Below are 16478 nucleotides of genomic sequence, written 5' to 3' on the forward strand. Positions count from 1 at the left end.
ATAGGCGCTTCTTTAAATTGTTATAATAACCGTGTGATTTCGTTCCTTTATGAAAGAACTAATTTCAGCCCAGTCCTTTTCAAATGGAATATAAGGGACAAAGATAGGCTTTTGATTATTTTCGTTAATAATAGCAATAACTGGGGAACCGTTTATTTTTCCAAACATAACTTCTTTAACGTACGAAAAAGCTACACTTCGACAGCTAAATCCTTGTAACTTGTGTTCGATCCTATATTCTGTTAGTTCGATTCGCTGTGTTCGAATGCAGAAACTAAGAAAGGTACAAAACAAGACATAAATGAGCCCAATTAGCATGAAACTTCGCCAGCGTTCAAATGTTAAATCTTCTTTTAACCACAACAATAGGGTGCCAAAGCAAACGACAATACTATACACAAGCATCATAAAAAGTTCGATTACTTTCACTTTCGGATAATACGTTTTGATTACCTTCATAAACGTCACACCTTTACGTTAAATGGATGTGAAGCACGTTTTTCACTTATTTTAACAAGGTGTTTATCATCTGTATATGTTTTCAGAAAATTACATATTATAAAGTTTTACTTATAAAGCTTCATAGAGTGTTCTTTTAGAAGCGCTAGAATGTCCTTGAATTGTGGAACAAGATTGTAAGCATAGTTCCAGGCATTATTTTCAATTAGGACGGATACTTGCTTCTTCATTTCTAAACACTCAGTATGTGCCCTCTTACTAGCTAATATAGGAAGGTTAGAGTCTGCGGCATGACCAAGTTCATGAGCCAAAATCACAGTGAAAAAATCAAGAAATTGTTCCTCTGATCCAATTAACTTAACACACTGCGTTCGTACCTCTTCTACGTAAATTGTGACTTGATTCGTTTCTAATGAATATTTTCCTCCTATTAGTCTTCGCTCGGGAAAATAGTCTTTTAATTGAATTTGCACATCTAAACCTGAATCTCTGAGAAGCTTGTGACTAATGTCTTGAAGATAATTTATATTATCGCTCATGTCCCCAAACCCTTTCACCTTGATAGCGCCATCTCCTGTTTTATTTATTCATACGCAAAAAAAAGAGACCTTATTCAGGTCTCTTTCTCATCTTACTTCCACCAGCTATCGAATATTGTTGCGGCCATGTTTCGCTTATGCTTTGTTTTAATGAAATGATTCTCAATTGTCTTAGAAGCCTCTTCAGGAACTTCTTTTCCTTCAAGGTAATCATCGATATGCTTATAACTTACTCCTAGCGCTTCTTCATCAGGAAGTGCTGGGCGATCATCTTCTAAATCAGCTGTCGGCACTTTCTCCACAAGATGGTCTGGCATACCGATTTCTTCAAGAATCGCTCTACCTTGACGTTTATTCAAACCAAAAAGAGGGGTGATATCACATGCCCCATCGCCATGCTTCGTATAGAAGCCCGTCACAGCTTCCGCTGCGTGATCTGTTCCAATAACAAGCTTCTTCTCATCGCCTGCAATGTTATACTGAGCAATCATTCGCTCTCTAGCTTTGTTATTGCCTTTTGTAAAATCAGTAAGGCTATTTCCTGTGGCTTCAAGATATGTTGAGACTGAAGCATCAACGGCAGGTTTTATATTAATCGTAACCGTTTGATCAGGCTTAATGAACTTGAGTGCGGCCTGAGCGTCATCTTCATCACTTTGCTCTCCGTATGGTAGTCGCACAGCAATAAAACTTGCATCAGTTCCCTCTTCACGAAGTTCCTCAACTGCAATTTGTGCAAGACGCCCTGCAAGTGAAGAATCCTGTCCACCTGATATTCCAAGAACAAATCCAGTTGTTCCACTTTTCTTGAGATAATCTTTTAAAAATCCAACGCGCTTTTTGACTTCTTCTTTTACATCAATTGAAGGTTGTACACCAAGCTCTTCAATAATTTCTTTTTGCATTTCTCTCATAATTGTCACTCCTTTTAAATACCACATCTCTTATCTTTATATAATTTTCTCTACTAATCAATACCCCTTTGCCTACTTTTAAAAACAGATTCAGCTATATGTACACTACTATTTTGACTCGCATCTTACCTTTTCATACAAAAGAGCATTGCATTCAAGAAAATAGTCATAAGGCAGGTAGCCCCTGCCTTATGGCTTATTGATGGATATAGAAACTTTGTTTGTATTGATTTGAATCAATCAGTTCTTGCCTTCTCTTATGGTCTAATTCCTGATCAAGCGTATGCCGATTACGTTTGATCGAAAAAGTGATTGTAACAAACAATAAATGTAAAGTCATTCCACTCCACTCCTTTCCAGTTAGATTACTTCAGGTTAACCCTTTCTCTACTGCGATCCATTTTTGAATGGCTAATTTCTTCTGATCGATAATCATCATTCTCTTCCTTTCCGTTTTGGTATTAATGCATCCAGATTGGTTTTTCACTTCTTACATTCATTTGTCTTTTCACTCGCAAATAATGTTGTTCCTCAGCTAAAGTTCGTTCATGAACGCGAAGACGAATTGTGACAAAAACTAAATGTATCGTTAACATGATCATTTCTCCTTACTGTCTTTTAAATTAGGATAACCACATCGAAGCTCGGTTTCTTTTCATTTCGGCTTCTGACATGCGTTGATGAATGGAGCGCTGATGTAGTTCTGTAGATAAACTACGATGAAAAGCACCCTTCACTTTTGTTATGATCATTAAATGGAATGGCAACATGTTAACGACCTCCTTTCTATTCAATTACTTCTGGGGACCCATTTTTTCCTTTTTAGTTGTTTTACGTTCAACACTTTTCCATTCTCCATTTTCATTCCTCCTCTCCATTTTTGGACACAAAAAGCCGCAGGATATTAGCCTGCGGCAAAAAAAGCATAGAAAAGCCACAGGCATCGACCTGCGGCTTTTCAATCCATATTAAAAAGGATTCCTCTTATCGAGGCACTGGTCGAACAGATTGTGCATATTCAGTTACAGTCGTTGCATCTGCTTTCATCATCTTCATCATTCTGTTCGACCTCCTTTTTTCATATTTGTTTACAAAGGTAAGTATATCCATATCCACCATTTAAGTAAACCTTTTTTACTAAATTTCCTAAATATTTTATTTATATGAATATTTTCGACAATCTTCAACATTGTCCTAAATCCCCTTATATTATAAGAAACCAAGAAAGTTCTGCTAAAGAGGACATACATATATACAAAGTGGAGGTGAACATATGCTGAACGTGACAACAATCGTCCTCTTTATCATTGGATTTCTTGCTGTGTTCGGGGTAACAGCAACGATTCAGATTAGTTTACAAATGAAAAAATGGCTCCGAGATATTGAGAATGCTGAGATACAAAATGATTCAACGACTCAGACTGCACCATGGATTCAAAATGTTATGAAAGAATACAAGTCATACCACTTAGCGGGCGTATCTCAAGTCAATACACAAGCTCTTATTGAGAAGCATTTCTATAAAGAATCCGTTCCTCTATTTGGCTTTGCTCGTGTTCCAGCAGGTGGAATGATGCGATTCATGCAGCAGCTACCCCCTACCTCCATTATCATAGGAATACTAGGAACTTTTATCGGACTTACACTCGCCATATCATCGATGCAAGAAACGCTCATGTTTCTTTCACAGAAACCAGAAGATGCAAACCTTAATCTTGCCTCCGTGATTGAAGCGATCTCAAGTCCTTTTCAAGGAATGAGCGTTGCATTCATCACAAGCATAGCCGGGATTGGTAATGCTCTATTTTTAACACTTATCCAAAATGGTGTATTAACAAATGGGCGAACAACTGCTTATTATTTGGAGAAAATTATTTCGGATTGTGAGTCCCTTCTTGATCATAATCTAAATGCAAGCTTAACTCAGGAAAAACCTCACGATGAAATGGAACGAATTTTAGATCGCCTTGCAGGTAGGATTCAAGATAGTTTTCATGAAACACTTGGAGATTTTTCGACCAATATGGTCCACTTTACAGCTGGTCTTGAACAGGCGATGAAAGACGTTCAAGCTACATTAACAGCTCAACGTGAATATACCGAACAATTCTCAATTAGCACCGAGACGTTGGAATCATTCGGCATAAAACTTAAAGACTCATTTACCCAGCTTGACGGTGTTCAAGAAAAAGCAACGAACGGAATTATCGATCTTGGGAATCGATTAAAAACACTCGAAAGTCAACTTCAATCTTTATCTAAACACCATGAATCTGGTCAGCGTAAATTCGAGCAGCTTGTTCAACGATCGGATCAATTAATCAAGGAAACTCAAAAGAAAGCAGAAGAAACAGGGCAACATTACTTAAGAGGCTTAGATGAACAAATGCAGCGGTTCCAAGGCTCGCAGGAGGAGCTTGAGAGGCGCGTTCACCAAATGCAGGATGAATGGTATTACCGCTATCAAGATAAGCAAAATCAATATGGAAGAGCTTCTCAAGAATTCGCTGAATCAGTTTTACAGCTTGAAAAAGCCTGGTATAGCTCTCTCGATAAAATTAAGCGTGAAGCACTGGAGCCAATTATTCATCGAATGGAACGGGACCAGCGTGATCAACCTCTTCAACATGAAATGAGAGCTATATCAAACAGTCTTGATTCTCTTTACCAAGGTCTAGCTCGAGAGCTAAAAGATATTCAACACCAGCTCTCAGAATCACATCAACTACAGCTACGCTTGTACGAGGAGCAAATGCGTCGTCAATCTATGGCACAGCAGCATGTCCAATCAAGGATGATTGGTGACAATCGATGAAAAATCGAAAAAGGCGATTTCAAATACAGAGTGATGAAGAACATTATTGGCCTAGTTTTGCTGATATGATGGCGATGATCGTTCTTGTCATGCTCTTTATCGCGATCATCGCGTTCGTTCAAATGATCTATGATGCATATGACCAAACGGTTATGAAACAAGAGCTTGCCAAAGTAGCAGATGTCAAAAAGCATATTAGTGATTTAATTGAGGAACAGCTTGAAGAAAACGTTGGCAAAGATAAGATCGTTCGCGGACCAAATAATACGATTTCAGTCGAAGGAGATATTTTATTTGATACAGGAAGCGCCGAAATTAGCCCTCAGGGGAAAAAAGTTTTAAACGACCTGGCGGATGTTTTTGCTAATTTAATCGATGAAGAAGATATTAGTCAGTACCTCTATATCATCTTAATCGAAGGACATACTGATAAGGTTCCCTATGATAACTGGAAACTTTCAGCTGATCGCTCTGTCGCAGTTGTAAAGGAATTGATGAAAGCAAACCCTAAACTAGATACTCCAGAATATGCAAAATATTTAGCGGCAACGGGATATTCAGAATATAAACCAGTGGTTGAAGAAAATACAAGTGATGCGTACGAGAAAAACAGAAGAATCTCTTTTCAAATTATTCTTGATGACGAGAAATGGCAGGGACGCCTTAAAGAAATCATGACTTATTAGGAAATACAAAAGCCGCTCCCAAAAAGGAAGCGGCTTTCATTAAAACATATGGATCATTCATCATATATCGTTTAATAGTTTATATCTTGCTCGTTTATTTTTTTTTGAATAGCGATAGCGCGAGAATAGAAGAAAATCGCAATCCCAACGAGTACAAACCCACCACCCGTTAAAATAAGGGCTGCACCATCCGTCTTCCCTTCAACTGGAAGAAAAGAACCAATATATAAGAAAACACTAAGACTAAGCAATACAAACGCAAAACGTTTATAATCTTTCATTTTGTCTTGAAGTTGCTTCATAGCGCTCACCTCTCCCGTCTCTTATTCTACCATAAGAAACGGGTCTACTAGAGATGTAACTCTTTCCAATCATTAAAGAGCCCTTATCCAAATATATCAGATAAGGGTTCTACTATTATCCTAATGCGTTTGAAAGGTCTTCAATTAAATCATCTGCATCCTCAAGTCCAACAGAAATACGTACAAGACCCTCTGTGATGCCGAGCTCATCTCGTCGATCTTTCGGAATAGAAGCGTGAGTCATGCGAGCAGGAACTGAAATTAAACTTTCCACCGCTCCTAAACTTTCAGCAAGAGTAAAATATTTCACTTTGCTTAACAGCTCATCTGCTTTATCAGCACTTCCGATATCAAAAGAGATCATACCACCAAAGCCACGAGACTGATTAACAGCGATATCATTACCTGGATGTGTACTTAGCCCAGGATAATATATTTTCTCGACTGATGGGTGATTACTAAGGAATTGGACAATTTTCGCTGTGTTTTTCTCATGCTCTTCCATACGAACCCCAAGTGTTTTCAATCCTCTAATAAGCAGCCATGAATCCTGCGGTCCAAGAATGGCACCTGCCGAATTTTGAACAAAATGCACTTCTTCCGCCAGCTCTTTTGAATTAACAACAACAAGTCCAGCAACGACATCACTATGCCCGCCTAAATACTTTGTTGCTGAGTGAAGAACGATATCAGCACCATGGTCAATTGGATTTTGCCAATAAGGCGTATTAAACGTATTATCAACGATAGTTAGAAGATTGTGGTCTTTTGCCAATTTGGAGATGGCATTAATATCGGTCACCTTCAACAACGGATTCGTTGGTGTTTCAACGTAAATCGCTTTCGTATTATCCTGAATCGCAGCTTTAACAACAGCTAAATCAGTCGTATCGACAAAAGTTGATTCAATACCAAGACGGTTTAAAACCTTTGTCATTACACGGTAAGTTCCACCGTAAACGTCATCTGTCATAACAACATGATCTCCAGAATTAAACATCATCATAACAGAGGAAATGGCTGCCATTCCGGATCCAAATGCAAATCCTGCGACGCCATTTTCAAGGTCTTTAATCAGCTCTTCTAGTGCATGACGTGTTGGATTCCCTGTTCTGGAATATTCATAGCCGTTGAACTTTCCTACGGCTTCTTGTTTGTAAGTACTTACTTGATAGATCGGTACCGATACAGCTCCAGTTTGTGGATCACCGGTAATCCCACCATGAATAAGTTTTGTTTTTGGCTTCATTGGTTAAATGCCTCCTTGATAAATCTTCTTACTTAAGTATCGTTCACTACTATCTGGAAAAATCGTAGCGATATTTGTTCCGGGACGAGCGTGCTGTGCTTCGATAAGAGCCGCCTCGAGCGCTGCTCCAGAGGAACTTCCAACTAAAAGGCCCTCTTTTTCAGCGAGCTCTTTTACACGTTTGAAGGCTACTTCATCTGTTACGGTATGAATACTATCAAAGTAGGCTTCGTCCATATAATCAGGTAGAAACTCCATACCAATCCCCTCTGTTTTATGAGGACCAGATTCTCCACCATTTAAAATGGATCCCTCGGGTTCTACAATAACGGTTTTCACATTCGCCTTCTGCTCCTTCAAATAGCGAGCTGTACCCATAAATGTTCCACCAGTTCCAGCCCCAGCTACAAAAACATCAAGCTCACCGTCAAGCTGCTTCCACAACTCTGGACCAAGTGTTTTGTAGTAGGTTAGTGGGTTAGCAGGATTACCAAACTGACGAGGCATGTATGAATTAGGGATTTCCTCAATTAGCTCTTCAGCTCGAGCTATTGCCCCTTTCATTCCAAGCTCAGTAGGGGTATTGACAATTTTCGCACCAAGCGCCCTCATTAAATCCTGTTTTTCCATACTGAATTTTTCTGGAACCACAAACATCACGGTGTACCCTCGATTAACCGCCGCAAGAGCAAGACCAATGCCTGTATTTCCAGCTGTAGGCTCAATAAATGTTCCGCCCGGGGCTATTCGATTATGATCAATCGCTTCCTGGAGTAGTTCCTGACCAAGACGATCTTTAATACTTCCCCCAGGATTATAAAACTCTAACTTTGCAAAAAGGCGAACGCCTACTGGTAGATCAAAATGATGGAGCTCGATGACCGGAGTTCGGCCTACGAGCTCATGAATATTATGAAAGATTTCCATAGCGTGAAATCCTTTCTATTGGGCGAAGATAATGTGCCACTCATCACGATGTGTCAGCATTTCGTCTGCGATTTCTTTTGCCCCTTCTAAACTATGGTTAGCAGCCCAGCCGCATTGTACTTCGTTGCACGCTGGTACTTCTTCTGCATTTAGAACATCCTGCAATGTTTTCTCGAGTACTTCTAGAATCTCGTCGTAGTTTGAATGATTTAGAACAGCAAGATAAAACCCAGTCTGGCATCCCATCGGACCAATATCAACGACGTTCTCCATATGGTTACGAATATTTTCTGCCATCAAGTGTTCGATCGAGTGTAGACCAGCCATTTCCATGTGCTCTTTGTTTGGTTGTTTGAAACGAATATCATACTTATAAATTTCATCACCATTTGGTCCTTTTGTTACGCCTACTAGACGAACATATGGTGCTGCTACCTTTGTATGATCAAGATTAAAACTTTCTACATTCATTTTTTTAGCCATTCTTACTCAACTCCTCCACTAGATTTAAAATTAAGTTTGCTGAATTAATTGAAGCTGTCTCAAGAAATTGATCGAAAGAAATATTTGATTCTTTCCCTGCAATATCAGAAAGTGAGCGGATAATCACAAAAGGTGTACCGAACTGATAACAAACTTGTGCAATCGCTCCTGCTTCCATTTCTGCAGCGTCTAGGTTCGCAAGTTTTGACCTAACATAGTCAACTCTCTCCGCATCATTCATAAAGGAATCGCCAGTCGCGATCATTCCTTTTACTACCTGATGTTCCGTTACTTTCTCAGCACTTCGCTCAGCAGCTTCAACAAGCATGCTGTTCGGTTCATAAAGAGCCGGCATTTGAGGAACCTGGCCGTATTCGTAACCAAAAATGGTTGCATCTACATCATGGTAACGAACTTCTGAAGAAATCACGATGTCGCCTACTTTTAATTCAGGATTAAATCCACCCGCAGAGCCTGTATTGAGAATGTAGTCTGGTTTAAATAGTTGATTCATTAATGTTGTTCCGATGGCCGCATTCACTTTACCAATGCCTGATTTTAAGAGAACTACCTCCTGGCCATCTATGCTTCCTGTAGTGAACTCAGATCCTGCAATCACCTGTTCTTCTCTGTGATCGAGACGGTCACGTAAAATTCTAACTTCTTCTTCCATTGCTCCAATAATACCGATCTTCATGACGAACTCCTTTACTTGTTCAATTTTTGACGGCTTCCATCAACCAAACAAAATCGTTTAGCTGAGTAAAAGTAACGTCGAATCCATGCTGTCGAAATAATGTCTCCAACACTGAAATCGTCGTATAATATTCCGACTGTAAATCTTGTAGCAAATTGTAATATCCCTTTGCTTTCACTTTCTCATGCATCTCTACTCTAGCTTTGTCATTCTTAAATGCTGTATCCGCAAATACAATTTTATCATTTTGAGCCAGTAGTTGGCTATATTTGTGAATGGCGATACTTTTTTCTTCGTCAGTGAGATGGTGAAATGCATAGGTACTCACGATTGTTTGTACAGGGTTAGTCGGAGTTGGAAAATCCATGAAATCACCATCATGAAGCGTGACATGAGGTAACCTTTCACTCGCCTTATCTCTCATCGCTTTTGATGGCTCTATACCTGTTACCGACAAGCCTTTCTTAAGTAGAATAGAAGTTAAGTTTCCTGTTCCGACGCCAAATTCTAACACGTGGCCTGAGGAAGCTTGAGCAACTGCAGATAGAATGCCGTCGTATCCCTTAAAGACATCACGATACTCTTCATCTTGACCAGACACCGTCGTATCATACGAGTCAGCCCAGCGCTCAAATAAATCAATAAACTCTCTTCCCATTGCTGTCACATCGCTTTCCTGTTTTTAATTCATAGTATTAAGGTATGAATAATATGCATTATGGTTCTAACTTATCATATTCTTTTTTGAATATCAATTTGTATGATTTAACAAAAATGTGTACACTGTTATGTGAAAGTATTTTAAGGAGGAGCACTAAATGAGTTTTTCCCTTGAACGGATAGATGATAAAGTAGAATTTTTCGAAGGATTTTCGCTTGAAGAAATCGAGAATAAAATTCAGACTCAGATCGATAACAACCGTGCACTGCTGCTTCAAGTTCATTCTGTTCAGCATCACGCTCTTACACATGAAAAAACAGGCAGACCTTATTACTCTGCTGTTGTTCATTTTAAAGCAAAATAAAAAAAGCAGGAGCATTTGCTCCTGCTTTTTGTTATTCGGGCTTTACACTAACCGGCTTCCAACCTTCTCCATCAACCCACTCAAGTTCGATGTAATAGACTTGGTTTCCCGATCCTGCTTTACTTACACGTGCAAAGGATTTTTGAGGCCCACCATTACCACCTATTCTCCAGATAGTCATTTGATCTTCTGATAGACCCATAACAGATTCTGCTGCTTTTATTTTTTCATTCCAGTCATCAGTACCTTTGGTATAACTAGATTTATGTGGACCTGATTGCACTGTACCCACAGGCTCCCATGGTCCTTCAAGATTTGGTTCACCTGGCTCTTGATCAGCTTCTTCTTTGTCCTGGTCTTCTTTATCTTCTTTCTCTTTATCGTTCTCTTCTTTTTCTTTCTCTTCGTCAGTACTTTCATCTTTTGAACTATCTTGATCAGCATTACTGTCAGAATCTGAATCATTGGACTCTGAATCCTTCGAGTCGGCTTCATCAGAAGTAACGGAATCGTCACTGCTCTTATTCGATTTTTCATCTGAACTTGTTTGTGCTGTTGGTTGTTCTTCACTTGCTGTTTGTTGAGAGTCGTTACCTGTAAACACAATGTTGGCAACAAGTACAAGTATCACTGCGAGAACAATTCCAATTAAACTATTTAATACGATATTTTGTTTTCTCTTTGAATGTCGGTCCCCATATCGTGATCTCAAACCCATCCACTCCTCTATTTAGCTGTTGCTCTTATTTTATCATCTCTAAATGATTCGTAGAAGGCTTGACTTTTGTTACGTTATTGTCTCTCATATTGTTGCAACAGCTTAACGATTGAAGCAAAAGCTTCATAAGTTTTATATTCTTTCTCCTTTCGTTCGAAATCAACAACAACCAAAGCATACTTTGGAGAATCATAAGGAAAGTAACCAGCGAACCACTGATGATCAAATGACAAATCTTCACCAAGTTCAGCAGTACCTGACTTACCAGCTACTTTTACTGGTAAATCAGCTAAATATGTACGACCGGTTCCGCTTACGACTACTTCTCGAAGCGATTTTTGTAGTGACTTTACTACCTTATTCGAAAGTTTTCCGTTCAAGTTTCTTTCACTAAAACTAAGGAAAGTTGTGCCATTTTTATAAAGTATGTCACTAACGGCCCTCACCTGCTTTGCTTCTCCCTCTCTTCCAATTGTCGCCATCATATTGGCGATAGCCAGTGGACTTAACTTAACATTTAATTGCCCAATCGCTGTTTGGTCAATCGCCTTAATCACAACTTTATCTTTATCATCTTTAAAAAAGACCGGTTCCGACTCGTCGGGAAACTGTTTAAAATCTTCGTAATGATAGAGCATATCTTCCCAACCAACAGTTTTGCCAATCCCTAGTTTTGTTGCAGTATTTTCAATCACATCCGGATCAATTTTGATGAGCTCTTCAGCAAGTTCTGTGAAAGCGGCATTGCAGCTAGCTGCAAAGCTACTCTTTAGGTTCAAGATTCCTAGGTCCCGGTTCCCAGGTCCATCTCGATATAAATTCAGATCACAGTTGAATGTGCGGGTATCTTTTATCCCGTTCTCATAGGCAGCTGCTAGAATAATCGTTTTAAATACCGAACCTGGAAAATATCCTTTTACCATTTGATTGACTGCGCCTTTTCCAAGTGGATCATCCGATTCAAAGAGAGGACGACTCACCATTCCAATAAGATTGTTCGATTCGATATCAAGTAAAACTGCTCCACCATTTGTAATACCTGCTTCATCTACCGCTTCCTCAAGACTGTTCTGGATCTCCATATCCAACGTTGTCTTCACTTGAAGGGGGTAGAAAGAGTCTGTTGTTGAAAAAAGCTTCACATCAAGTCCGAGTAGAGGATTTCCCTGACGATCAGCATGATAAAGGAGTGTGGTATCTCCTTCAGATATTAAAAAGGGATCAAAAGCAGCCTGGAGTCCTGAAATACCTAATTTAGTGTGTTCATTAATTGTTCCTTCTGCCCATTTCTCAGGATATTTCGATTTGATTAGATCTGGATTTGGTCTTACACTTCCAATAACATGAGCAGCTAACGGATTTTCGTTCAATGGTTTATTTACAGCGTAAACTCCCGGAATACTTAATTCGTTTATTTGCCTCATCTGTTCAGATGTTAGTCTTTTTTCATAATTAAATGGTTGCTTTCGCTTATCAAAAGAGCGGTCGAGTTCATCAGGAGACGTCTTTATAATCTTTGCTACCTCTTCAATCGGCCAGTCCCGATCTTTCAAAAACGGAAATAGAACTAAAGCTGGAATGGTCTCACTCATCGGAATACCATTTCGATCTAGCATCGTTCCCCTTCCTTCATCTAGTACATAAGATTGGGTACGCTGATCGATGCTCGCTTCTATTAAATTCACTTCATGCTTTGAATAAGATTCCGTTTCAACTAATTGTAGCTGAATCAATCGGCCAACTAGCACGAACATCAAGCATATAAAGAGAAAACCAACTCCGGTCACCCTTCTCCTACTCATACCACTCACCTCTATATGAGTGTCGACCGATGTCCCCTATTTCAAACATAAGTAACCTGGGACTTGCTGTTGACTTATAACTTTAATTCAATTGATATTCCATAAAAAAAGACAGCCGGATTGGCTGTCTTTTTAAACAATGCATTTATTAGCTAACTTCTAGAATTTCAACGCGAATTTCTCCGCCTGGAGTTTGCACATTAACCTTTTCTCCAATTTGACGGCCGAGAAGACTTCTTGCCATAGGTGAGTCATTTGAAATTTTCCCTTCAAATGGATCAGCTTCAGCACTACCAACGATAATATATTCTTCTTCATCTCCATCTGGAATCTCAACGAATTTAACCCGCTTACCTATTGATACAACATTCGATGAGCTATTGTCTTCTTCAATAATTTCAGCATTACGAATCATATTTTCAACTGTTTGAATACGCGCCTCAACAAATGCCTGCTCATCTTTTGCAGCGTCATACTCAGAGTTCTCAGATAGATCTCCAAAACTACGAGCAATTTTAATTCGTTCTACTACTTCTTTTCTTTTCTCTGTTTTAAGGGAATCAAGTTCATTTTCAAGCTTTTCTTTACCTTCTTGTGTCATGTAATACTTTTTATCCTCTGCCATTTCTTTCACTCCTTCATCAATTAAGGGCATCAATCGTAATAAACTGTATGAAAAAAAGAGGTAAATATACCTCGTTTAATCGTTATAACATGGCTTTTTCTTCGAGTATCGTATGAATCTTCGTTACCATTAGGTCGATGGCTACTCTATTCTGCCCGCCTTCTGGAACAATAATATCTGCGTAACGCTTTGTAGGTTCTATAAACTGAAGGTGCATGGGGCGAACAACTGAAGTATATTGCTCTACAACAGAATCAAGCGTTCTCCCTCTGTCACGGATATCCCGAACCATTCTTCTTAAAATACGGAGATCAGCATCCGTGTCTACAAATAGCTTAATATCCATTAAATCACGGAGACGTTCATCTTCAAGAATTAGGATACCTTCCAAAATAATGACATCTTTTGGTTCGACAGGGATAATTTTATCAGATCTTGTGTGAACTGTATAGTCATAGACAGGTTTTTGAATAGGGTTATATAACATTAGTTCTTTCACATGGTCAATTAACAGGTCATTATCGAACGCTAGTGGATGGTCATAGTTTGTACCTAGTCTTTCAGGCATTGACTTTTCACTCTGATCTTTATAATAAGAATCCTGTTCAATGACTAACACTGATTGATCAGCAAACTGTTTAAATATCTCTCTTGTTACAGTGGTTTTACCTGAGCCTGAGCCTCCGGCAACACCAATCACTACGGGTCTATTAACCATAATTCTTCCCCTTCTATTATAGAAAAACCGCTCGTACATTCGTACGTCGGCTTTTCTTTATCATGAGTTTTTACGCTGACTAACAGCTAATCCATCTCCAATAGGATATATTGTAGTATCTAGTTCGGGATGGGATATTAAAAATTCATTATAAAGACGGAGCTTTTTTACCATTGATCTAAAGCGCTTCTCTTCGATCTCCTCTTCTGCTACCATACCTCTAAAGAGAATATTATCCGAAAACACTACTCCGCCCTTTTCTAATTCATCATAAAATTCATCAAAAAAACGCTGGTATTGACCTTTGGCCGCGTCAATGAAGAGCGCTTGATATGAACCATAGCTCTTAAGCTCATCAGCCAGCTCAAATGCATCCCCAAATAAAACGGTTATTCTATCTGAGTATCCTGCTTTTTCAATATTTGCGATCGCTTCATTATAACGAGTTTCATCTCGTTCAATAGTGAGTATAGCAGTATTTGGCAAACGCTCAGCCATACGGATTGCTGAGTAGCCAATAGCTGCACCAATTTCCAATATTCGGCCCGGTTTCAAAAAGGTCAGGAGTTGAAGCATCACATCAAGACTCGTTTGTTCCATAATTGGAACATGTTTTTCCCGTGCGTATTCTTCTATCTCTTTTATTAAGTCTTCTCGATTCGGGCGTAAAGATTCCAGATATTGTTCCACATGATCGGATATCATGATCGGTCCTCCTTCATGTAACCCGAATAATTTTATCATAATCGAAAGGGGAATGGTAGTCTTACTCGCCATTCCCCATAAATTTCTTATTCTTCTTTTTCTTTATCTTCTTTCTCTTTCTTCTTATAATACTGTGTCCACTCTTCCTTATACTTAGCAACTTTTTTATTGTGCTCTTCATTAGTTTCTGAGAAAAGCGTTTCGCCACTCGGTCGAGCATAGAAATAAAGTGCTGCTGTATCGGCTGGTTCTATTGCCGCTATGATCGACGACTCACCAGGGTTCGCAATAGGGCCAACCGGCAGACCTTTTTGCTTATACGTATTATAAGGCGACTTTGCATCAAGATCATCCTGGGTGATTTCTCCTGATTGCTGTCCTCTTGCATATACAACGGTAGGATCAGTTTGTAAGATCATATCCTTATCAAGACGATTATAAAACACCTTCGAAATTTTTGTTCGATCAGCTTTTGCTGACGCTTCTTCTTCAATGATCGAAGCAAGTGTCATCATTTCATGGATGGAATAATCACGATCTTCAAGTTCAGAGCGATATTTTTTTAAGACGCTATCGGTTTTGTCTAACATATCTTTCACAACGACTTCCACTGAAGGTTCTTCTTCAAAATCATAAGTAGCAGGGAAAAGATAACCCTCTAACGGATGACGAATGTCTTCATTTAAAATATCATCTGTTAAAAACCAATATTCATTCACTAAAGCTTTCAAGTATTTCTCATCATCTAATTTCTTAACAACATCTTCTTTCTTTAACTCAAGTTCCTTCGCAATACGAGCAGCTATGTCTTCTAACCAAATTCCTTCTGGTACAGATATAGTGGCAACAGCTTCTTTCATTACTTTCCCACTCTTCATAATAGCAATAATTTCATCCATCGTCATAGAAGGAGAAAGTTCATAATCACCCGCTTGAAAGCCGCTTTCATTCTTATATTTCACGTAATAACGGAAAGCTGTGCCATCTTTAATGATGCCTTCTTCTTCTAGTTTAGCTCCAATTGAAGATGTTGAAGATCCAATTGGAATAGTCACAGCTGCTTTTTCTTTGCTATCAGAATCAACTGGTTCGAGTATGTTTTTTATGTAGAAGTAACCACCTGTTATAACGGCAGCCACCGTTATGGTTAAAAGCAGTAAAATAATAAACACTATTTTTCTTACCGTTTGATTCTCGGTCTGGCGCTTCATAAGCTTCTCTTTATACAAGTCCTTAAAATCAGACAACGCCGTGGCCCCCTTTCATTCTTCATCTATTATACTATATGTCGACATATTGTCGGCAAGGATGCCAACGTTCGCCAAAAATTATCCATTATGTATTATACAAGGTTATTTGAAAGGTTTGTAGTCATTTCCAAAAAACAGTAAGAAGATTCTTTGCCCTAAGGTATCCAAACACATAAGAAATCTTACTCAAACCGATCATGACACAGTAATTCTAAACGTATAATCAAGAAAAAAAGCTGCCGATTTTCACCGGCAGCTTTTGATTGAAATTTACTCGCTATCTTCTTCTTCTTCAGAGAAAGTGTTGAGCATTTCCTCGACCATTTCCCATTCCTTATCTGATTCAATAGGGAAAAGCTTATAGTCTCGCTCTTCATTGTCCTCTTCTTCATAGCGGAAAGCATAAACTTCCACTTCCTCTTCACTATCAGCTTGATCAGCAGGAACTACAGTCATATAAGATTGACCGTTCTCAGCTACATCAAATGTAAAGAGAACTTCAAATAGATGCTCGTCTCCATTTTCATCTGGAATGATAATACGTTCTTTTTCCTCCATGTTTTC

At 38.9% G+C, this 16478-nt stretch carries 22 protein-coding genes; 3 read left to right on the top strand and 19 right to left on the bottom strand.

The window, feature by feature from the left end:
* Positions 1 to 12: 12 nt before the first annotated feature.
* The 6 genes from AC0VYV_RS15000 to AC0VYV_RS15025 form a co-directional block, all read right to left on the bottom strand.
* Positions 13 to 459 (bottom strand): hypothetical protein, encoded by a 447-nt coding sequence (locus AC0VYV_RS15000; protein WP_475373951.1) that lies wholly within the window; start codon positions 457 to 459, stop codon positions 13 to 15.
* 107 nt (positions 460 to 566) lie between these two features.
* Positions 567 to 998 carry a hypothetical protein gene (locus AC0VYV_RS15005; RefSeq protein ID WP_430244139.1) on the bottom strand — a complete coding sequence of 144 codons (432 nt, stop codon included), beginning with the start codon at positions 996 to 998 and terminating at the stop codon, positions 567 to 569.
* 92 nt (positions 999 to 1090) lie between these two features.
* Positions 1091 to 1912: an ammonia-dependent NAD(+) synthetase gene (gene nadE, locus AC0VYV_RS15010; RefSeq protein WP_430244136.1), complete on the bottom strand. Its 822-nt coding sequence runs from the start codon at positions 1910 to 1912 to the stop codon at positions 1091 to 1093.
* A gap of 196 nt (positions 1913 to 2108) precedes the next feature.
* Complete coding sequence (locus tag AC0VYV_RS15015; protein WP_194219462.1) at positions 2109 to 2252, bottom strand: YrzI family small protein; 144 nt, start codon at positions 2250 to 2252, stop codon at positions 2109 to 2111.
* Positions 2253 to 2373: 121 nt separating this feature from the next.
* Positions 2374 to 2508, bottom strand: coding sequence for a hypothetical protein (locus tag AC0VYV_RS15020; protein WP_276511805.1), 135 nt, complete (start codon positions 2506 to 2508; stop codon positions 2374 to 2376).
* A gap of 27 nt (positions 2509 to 2535) precedes the next feature.
* Positions 2536 to 2682 (bottom strand): hypothetical protein, encoded by a 147-nt coding sequence (locus tag AC0VYV_RS15025; RefSeq protein WP_194219461.1) that lies wholly within the window; start codon positions 2680 to 2682, stop codon positions 2536 to 2538.
* Between the two features lie 503 nt (positions 2683 to 3185).
* On the opposite strand from AC0VYV_RS15025, the gene AC0VYV_RS15030 reads away from it, so the two are divergent.
* The gene (locus tag AC0VYV_RS15030) at positions 3186 to 4727 is read left to right on the top strand and encodes a hypothetical protein (protein WP_475373952.1); all 1542 of its coding nucleotides are present in this window, start codon (positions 3186 to 3188) and stop codon (positions 4725 to 4727) included.
* The gene (locus tag AC0VYV_RS15035) at positions 4724 to 5413 is read left to right on the top strand and encodes an OmpA/MotB family protein (protein WP_430244131.1); all 690 of its coding nucleotides are present in this window, start codon (positions 4724 to 4726) and stop codon (positions 5411 to 5413) included. The genes AC0VYV_RS15030 and AC0VYV_RS15035 overlap by 4 nt, the downstream gene beginning before the upstream one ends.
* Positions 5414 to 5484: 71 nt before the next feature.
* Here AC0VYV_RS15035 and AC0VYV_RS15040 read toward each other — a convergent pair whose 3' ends face one another.
* From AC0VYV_RS15040 to AC0VYV_RS15065, 6 genes are all read right to left on the bottom strand, one after another.
* Positions 5485 to 5715 (bottom strand): YrhC family protein, encoded by a 231-nt coding sequence (locus AC0VYV_RS15040; protein WP_194219458.1) that lies wholly within the window; start codon positions 5713 to 5715, stop codon positions 5485 to 5487.
* Between the two features lie 115 nt (positions 5716 to 5830).
* Positions 5831 to 6964 carry a bifunctional cystathionine gamma-lyase/homocysteine desulfhydrase gene (locus tag AC0VYV_RS15045; protein ID WP_194219457.1) on the bottom strand — a complete coding sequence of 378 codons (1134 nt, stop codon included), beginning with the start codon at positions 6962 to 6964 and terminating at the stop codon, positions 5831 to 5833.
* Positions 6965 to 6967: 3 nt separating this feature from the next.
* Entirely contained in the window at positions 6968 to 7891 is a 924-nt protein-coding gene (locus tag AC0VYV_RS15050; RefSeq protein WP_430244124.1) for a PLP-dependent cysteine synthase family protein, read from the bottom strand.
* A gap of 15 nt (positions 7892 to 7906) precedes the next feature.
* Positions 7907 to 8374 (bottom strand): S-ribosylhomocysteine lyase, encoded by a 468-nt coding sequence (locus AC0VYV_RS15055; protein WP_475372713.1) that lies wholly within the window; start codon positions 8372 to 8374, stop codon positions 7907 to 7909.
* Entirely contained in the window at positions 8367 to 9071 is a 705-nt protein-coding gene (gene mtnN, locus AC0VYV_RS15060) for a 5'-methylthioadenosine/S-adenosylhomocysteine nucleosidase (protein WP_226656728.1), read from the bottom strand. The genes AC0VYV_RS15055 and mtnN overlap by 8 nt, the downstream gene beginning before the upstream one ends.
* A 19-nt stretch (positions 9072 to 9090) precedes the next feature.
* Positions 9091 to 9729, bottom strand: coding sequence for a class I SAM-dependent DNA methyltransferase (locus AC0VYV_RS15065; RefSeq protein WP_430244356.1), 639 nt, complete (start codon positions 9727 to 9729; stop codon positions 9091 to 9093).
* A 160-nt stretch (positions 9730 to 9889) separates the two neighbouring features.
* Here AC0VYV_RS15065 and AC0VYV_RS15070 point away from each other — a divergent pair, with 160 nt between their 5' ends.
* The gene (locus tag AC0VYV_RS15070) at positions 9890 to 10096 is read left to right on the top strand and encodes a YrzA family protein (RefSeq protein WP_194219452.1); all 207 of its coding nucleotides are present in this window, start codon (positions 9890 to 9892) and stop codon (positions 10094 to 10096) included.
* A 31-nt stretch (positions 10097 to 10127) separates the two neighbouring features.
* Here AC0VYV_RS15070 and AC0VYV_RS15075 read toward each other — a convergent pair whose 3' ends face one another.
* The 7 genes from AC0VYV_RS15075 to AC0VYV_RS15105 all read right to left on the bottom strand — a co-directional run bounded on the left by AC0VYV_RS15075 (position 10128) and on the right by AC0VYV_RS15105 (position 16472).
* Positions 10128 to 10808 (bottom strand): YrrS family protein, encoded by a 681-nt coding sequence (locus AC0VYV_RS15075; protein ID WP_475373953.1) that lies wholly within the window; start codon positions 10806 to 10808, stop codon positions 10128 to 10130.
* Positions 10809 to 10888: 80 nt separating this feature from the next.
* Complete coding sequence (locus AC0VYV_RS15080; RefSeq protein ID WP_475372715.1) at positions 10889 to 12616, bottom strand: peptidoglycan D,D-transpeptidase FtsI family protein; 1728 nt, start codon at positions 12614 to 12616, stop codon at positions 10889 to 10891.
* 148 nt (positions 12617 to 12764) lie between these two features.
* A complete protein-coding gene (gene greA / locus AC0VYV_RS15085) occupies positions 12765 to 13241 on the bottom strand; it encodes a transcription elongation factor GreA (protein WP_430244113.1) in 477 nt (158 codons plus the stop codon).
* Between the two features lie 82 nt (positions 13242 to 13323).
* Positions 13324 to 13959, bottom strand: a complete 636-nt coding sequence (udk, locus tag AC0VYV_RS15090; protein ID WP_430244112.1) for a uridine kinase — start codon at positions 13957 to 13959, stop codon at positions 13324 to 13326.
* 60 nt (positions 13960 to 14019) lie between these two features.
* Positions 14020 to 14664, bottom strand: coding sequence for an O-methyltransferase (locus tag AC0VYV_RS15095; RefSeq protein ID WP_475373954.1), 645 nt, complete (start codon positions 14662 to 14664; stop codon positions 14020 to 14022).
* Between the two features lie 86 nt (positions 14665 to 14750).
* Positions 14751 to 15911 (bottom strand): endolytic transglycosylase MltG, encoded by a 1161-nt coding sequence (gene mltG / locus AC0VYV_RS15100; protein ID WP_475373955.1) that lies wholly within the window; start codon positions 15909 to 15911, stop codon positions 14751 to 14753.
* A 273-nt stretch (positions 15912 to 16184) separates the two neighbouring features.
* Positions 16185 to 16472 (bottom strand): DUF1292 domain-containing protein, encoded by a 288-nt coding sequence (locus AC0VYV_RS15105; RefSeq protein WP_194219446.1) that lies wholly within the window; start codon positions 16470 to 16472, stop codon positions 16185 to 16187.
* Positions 16473 to 16478 lie beyond the last annotated feature (6 nt).

Source organism: Anaerobacillus sp. QJM3NY_17 (assembly GCF_056173665.1).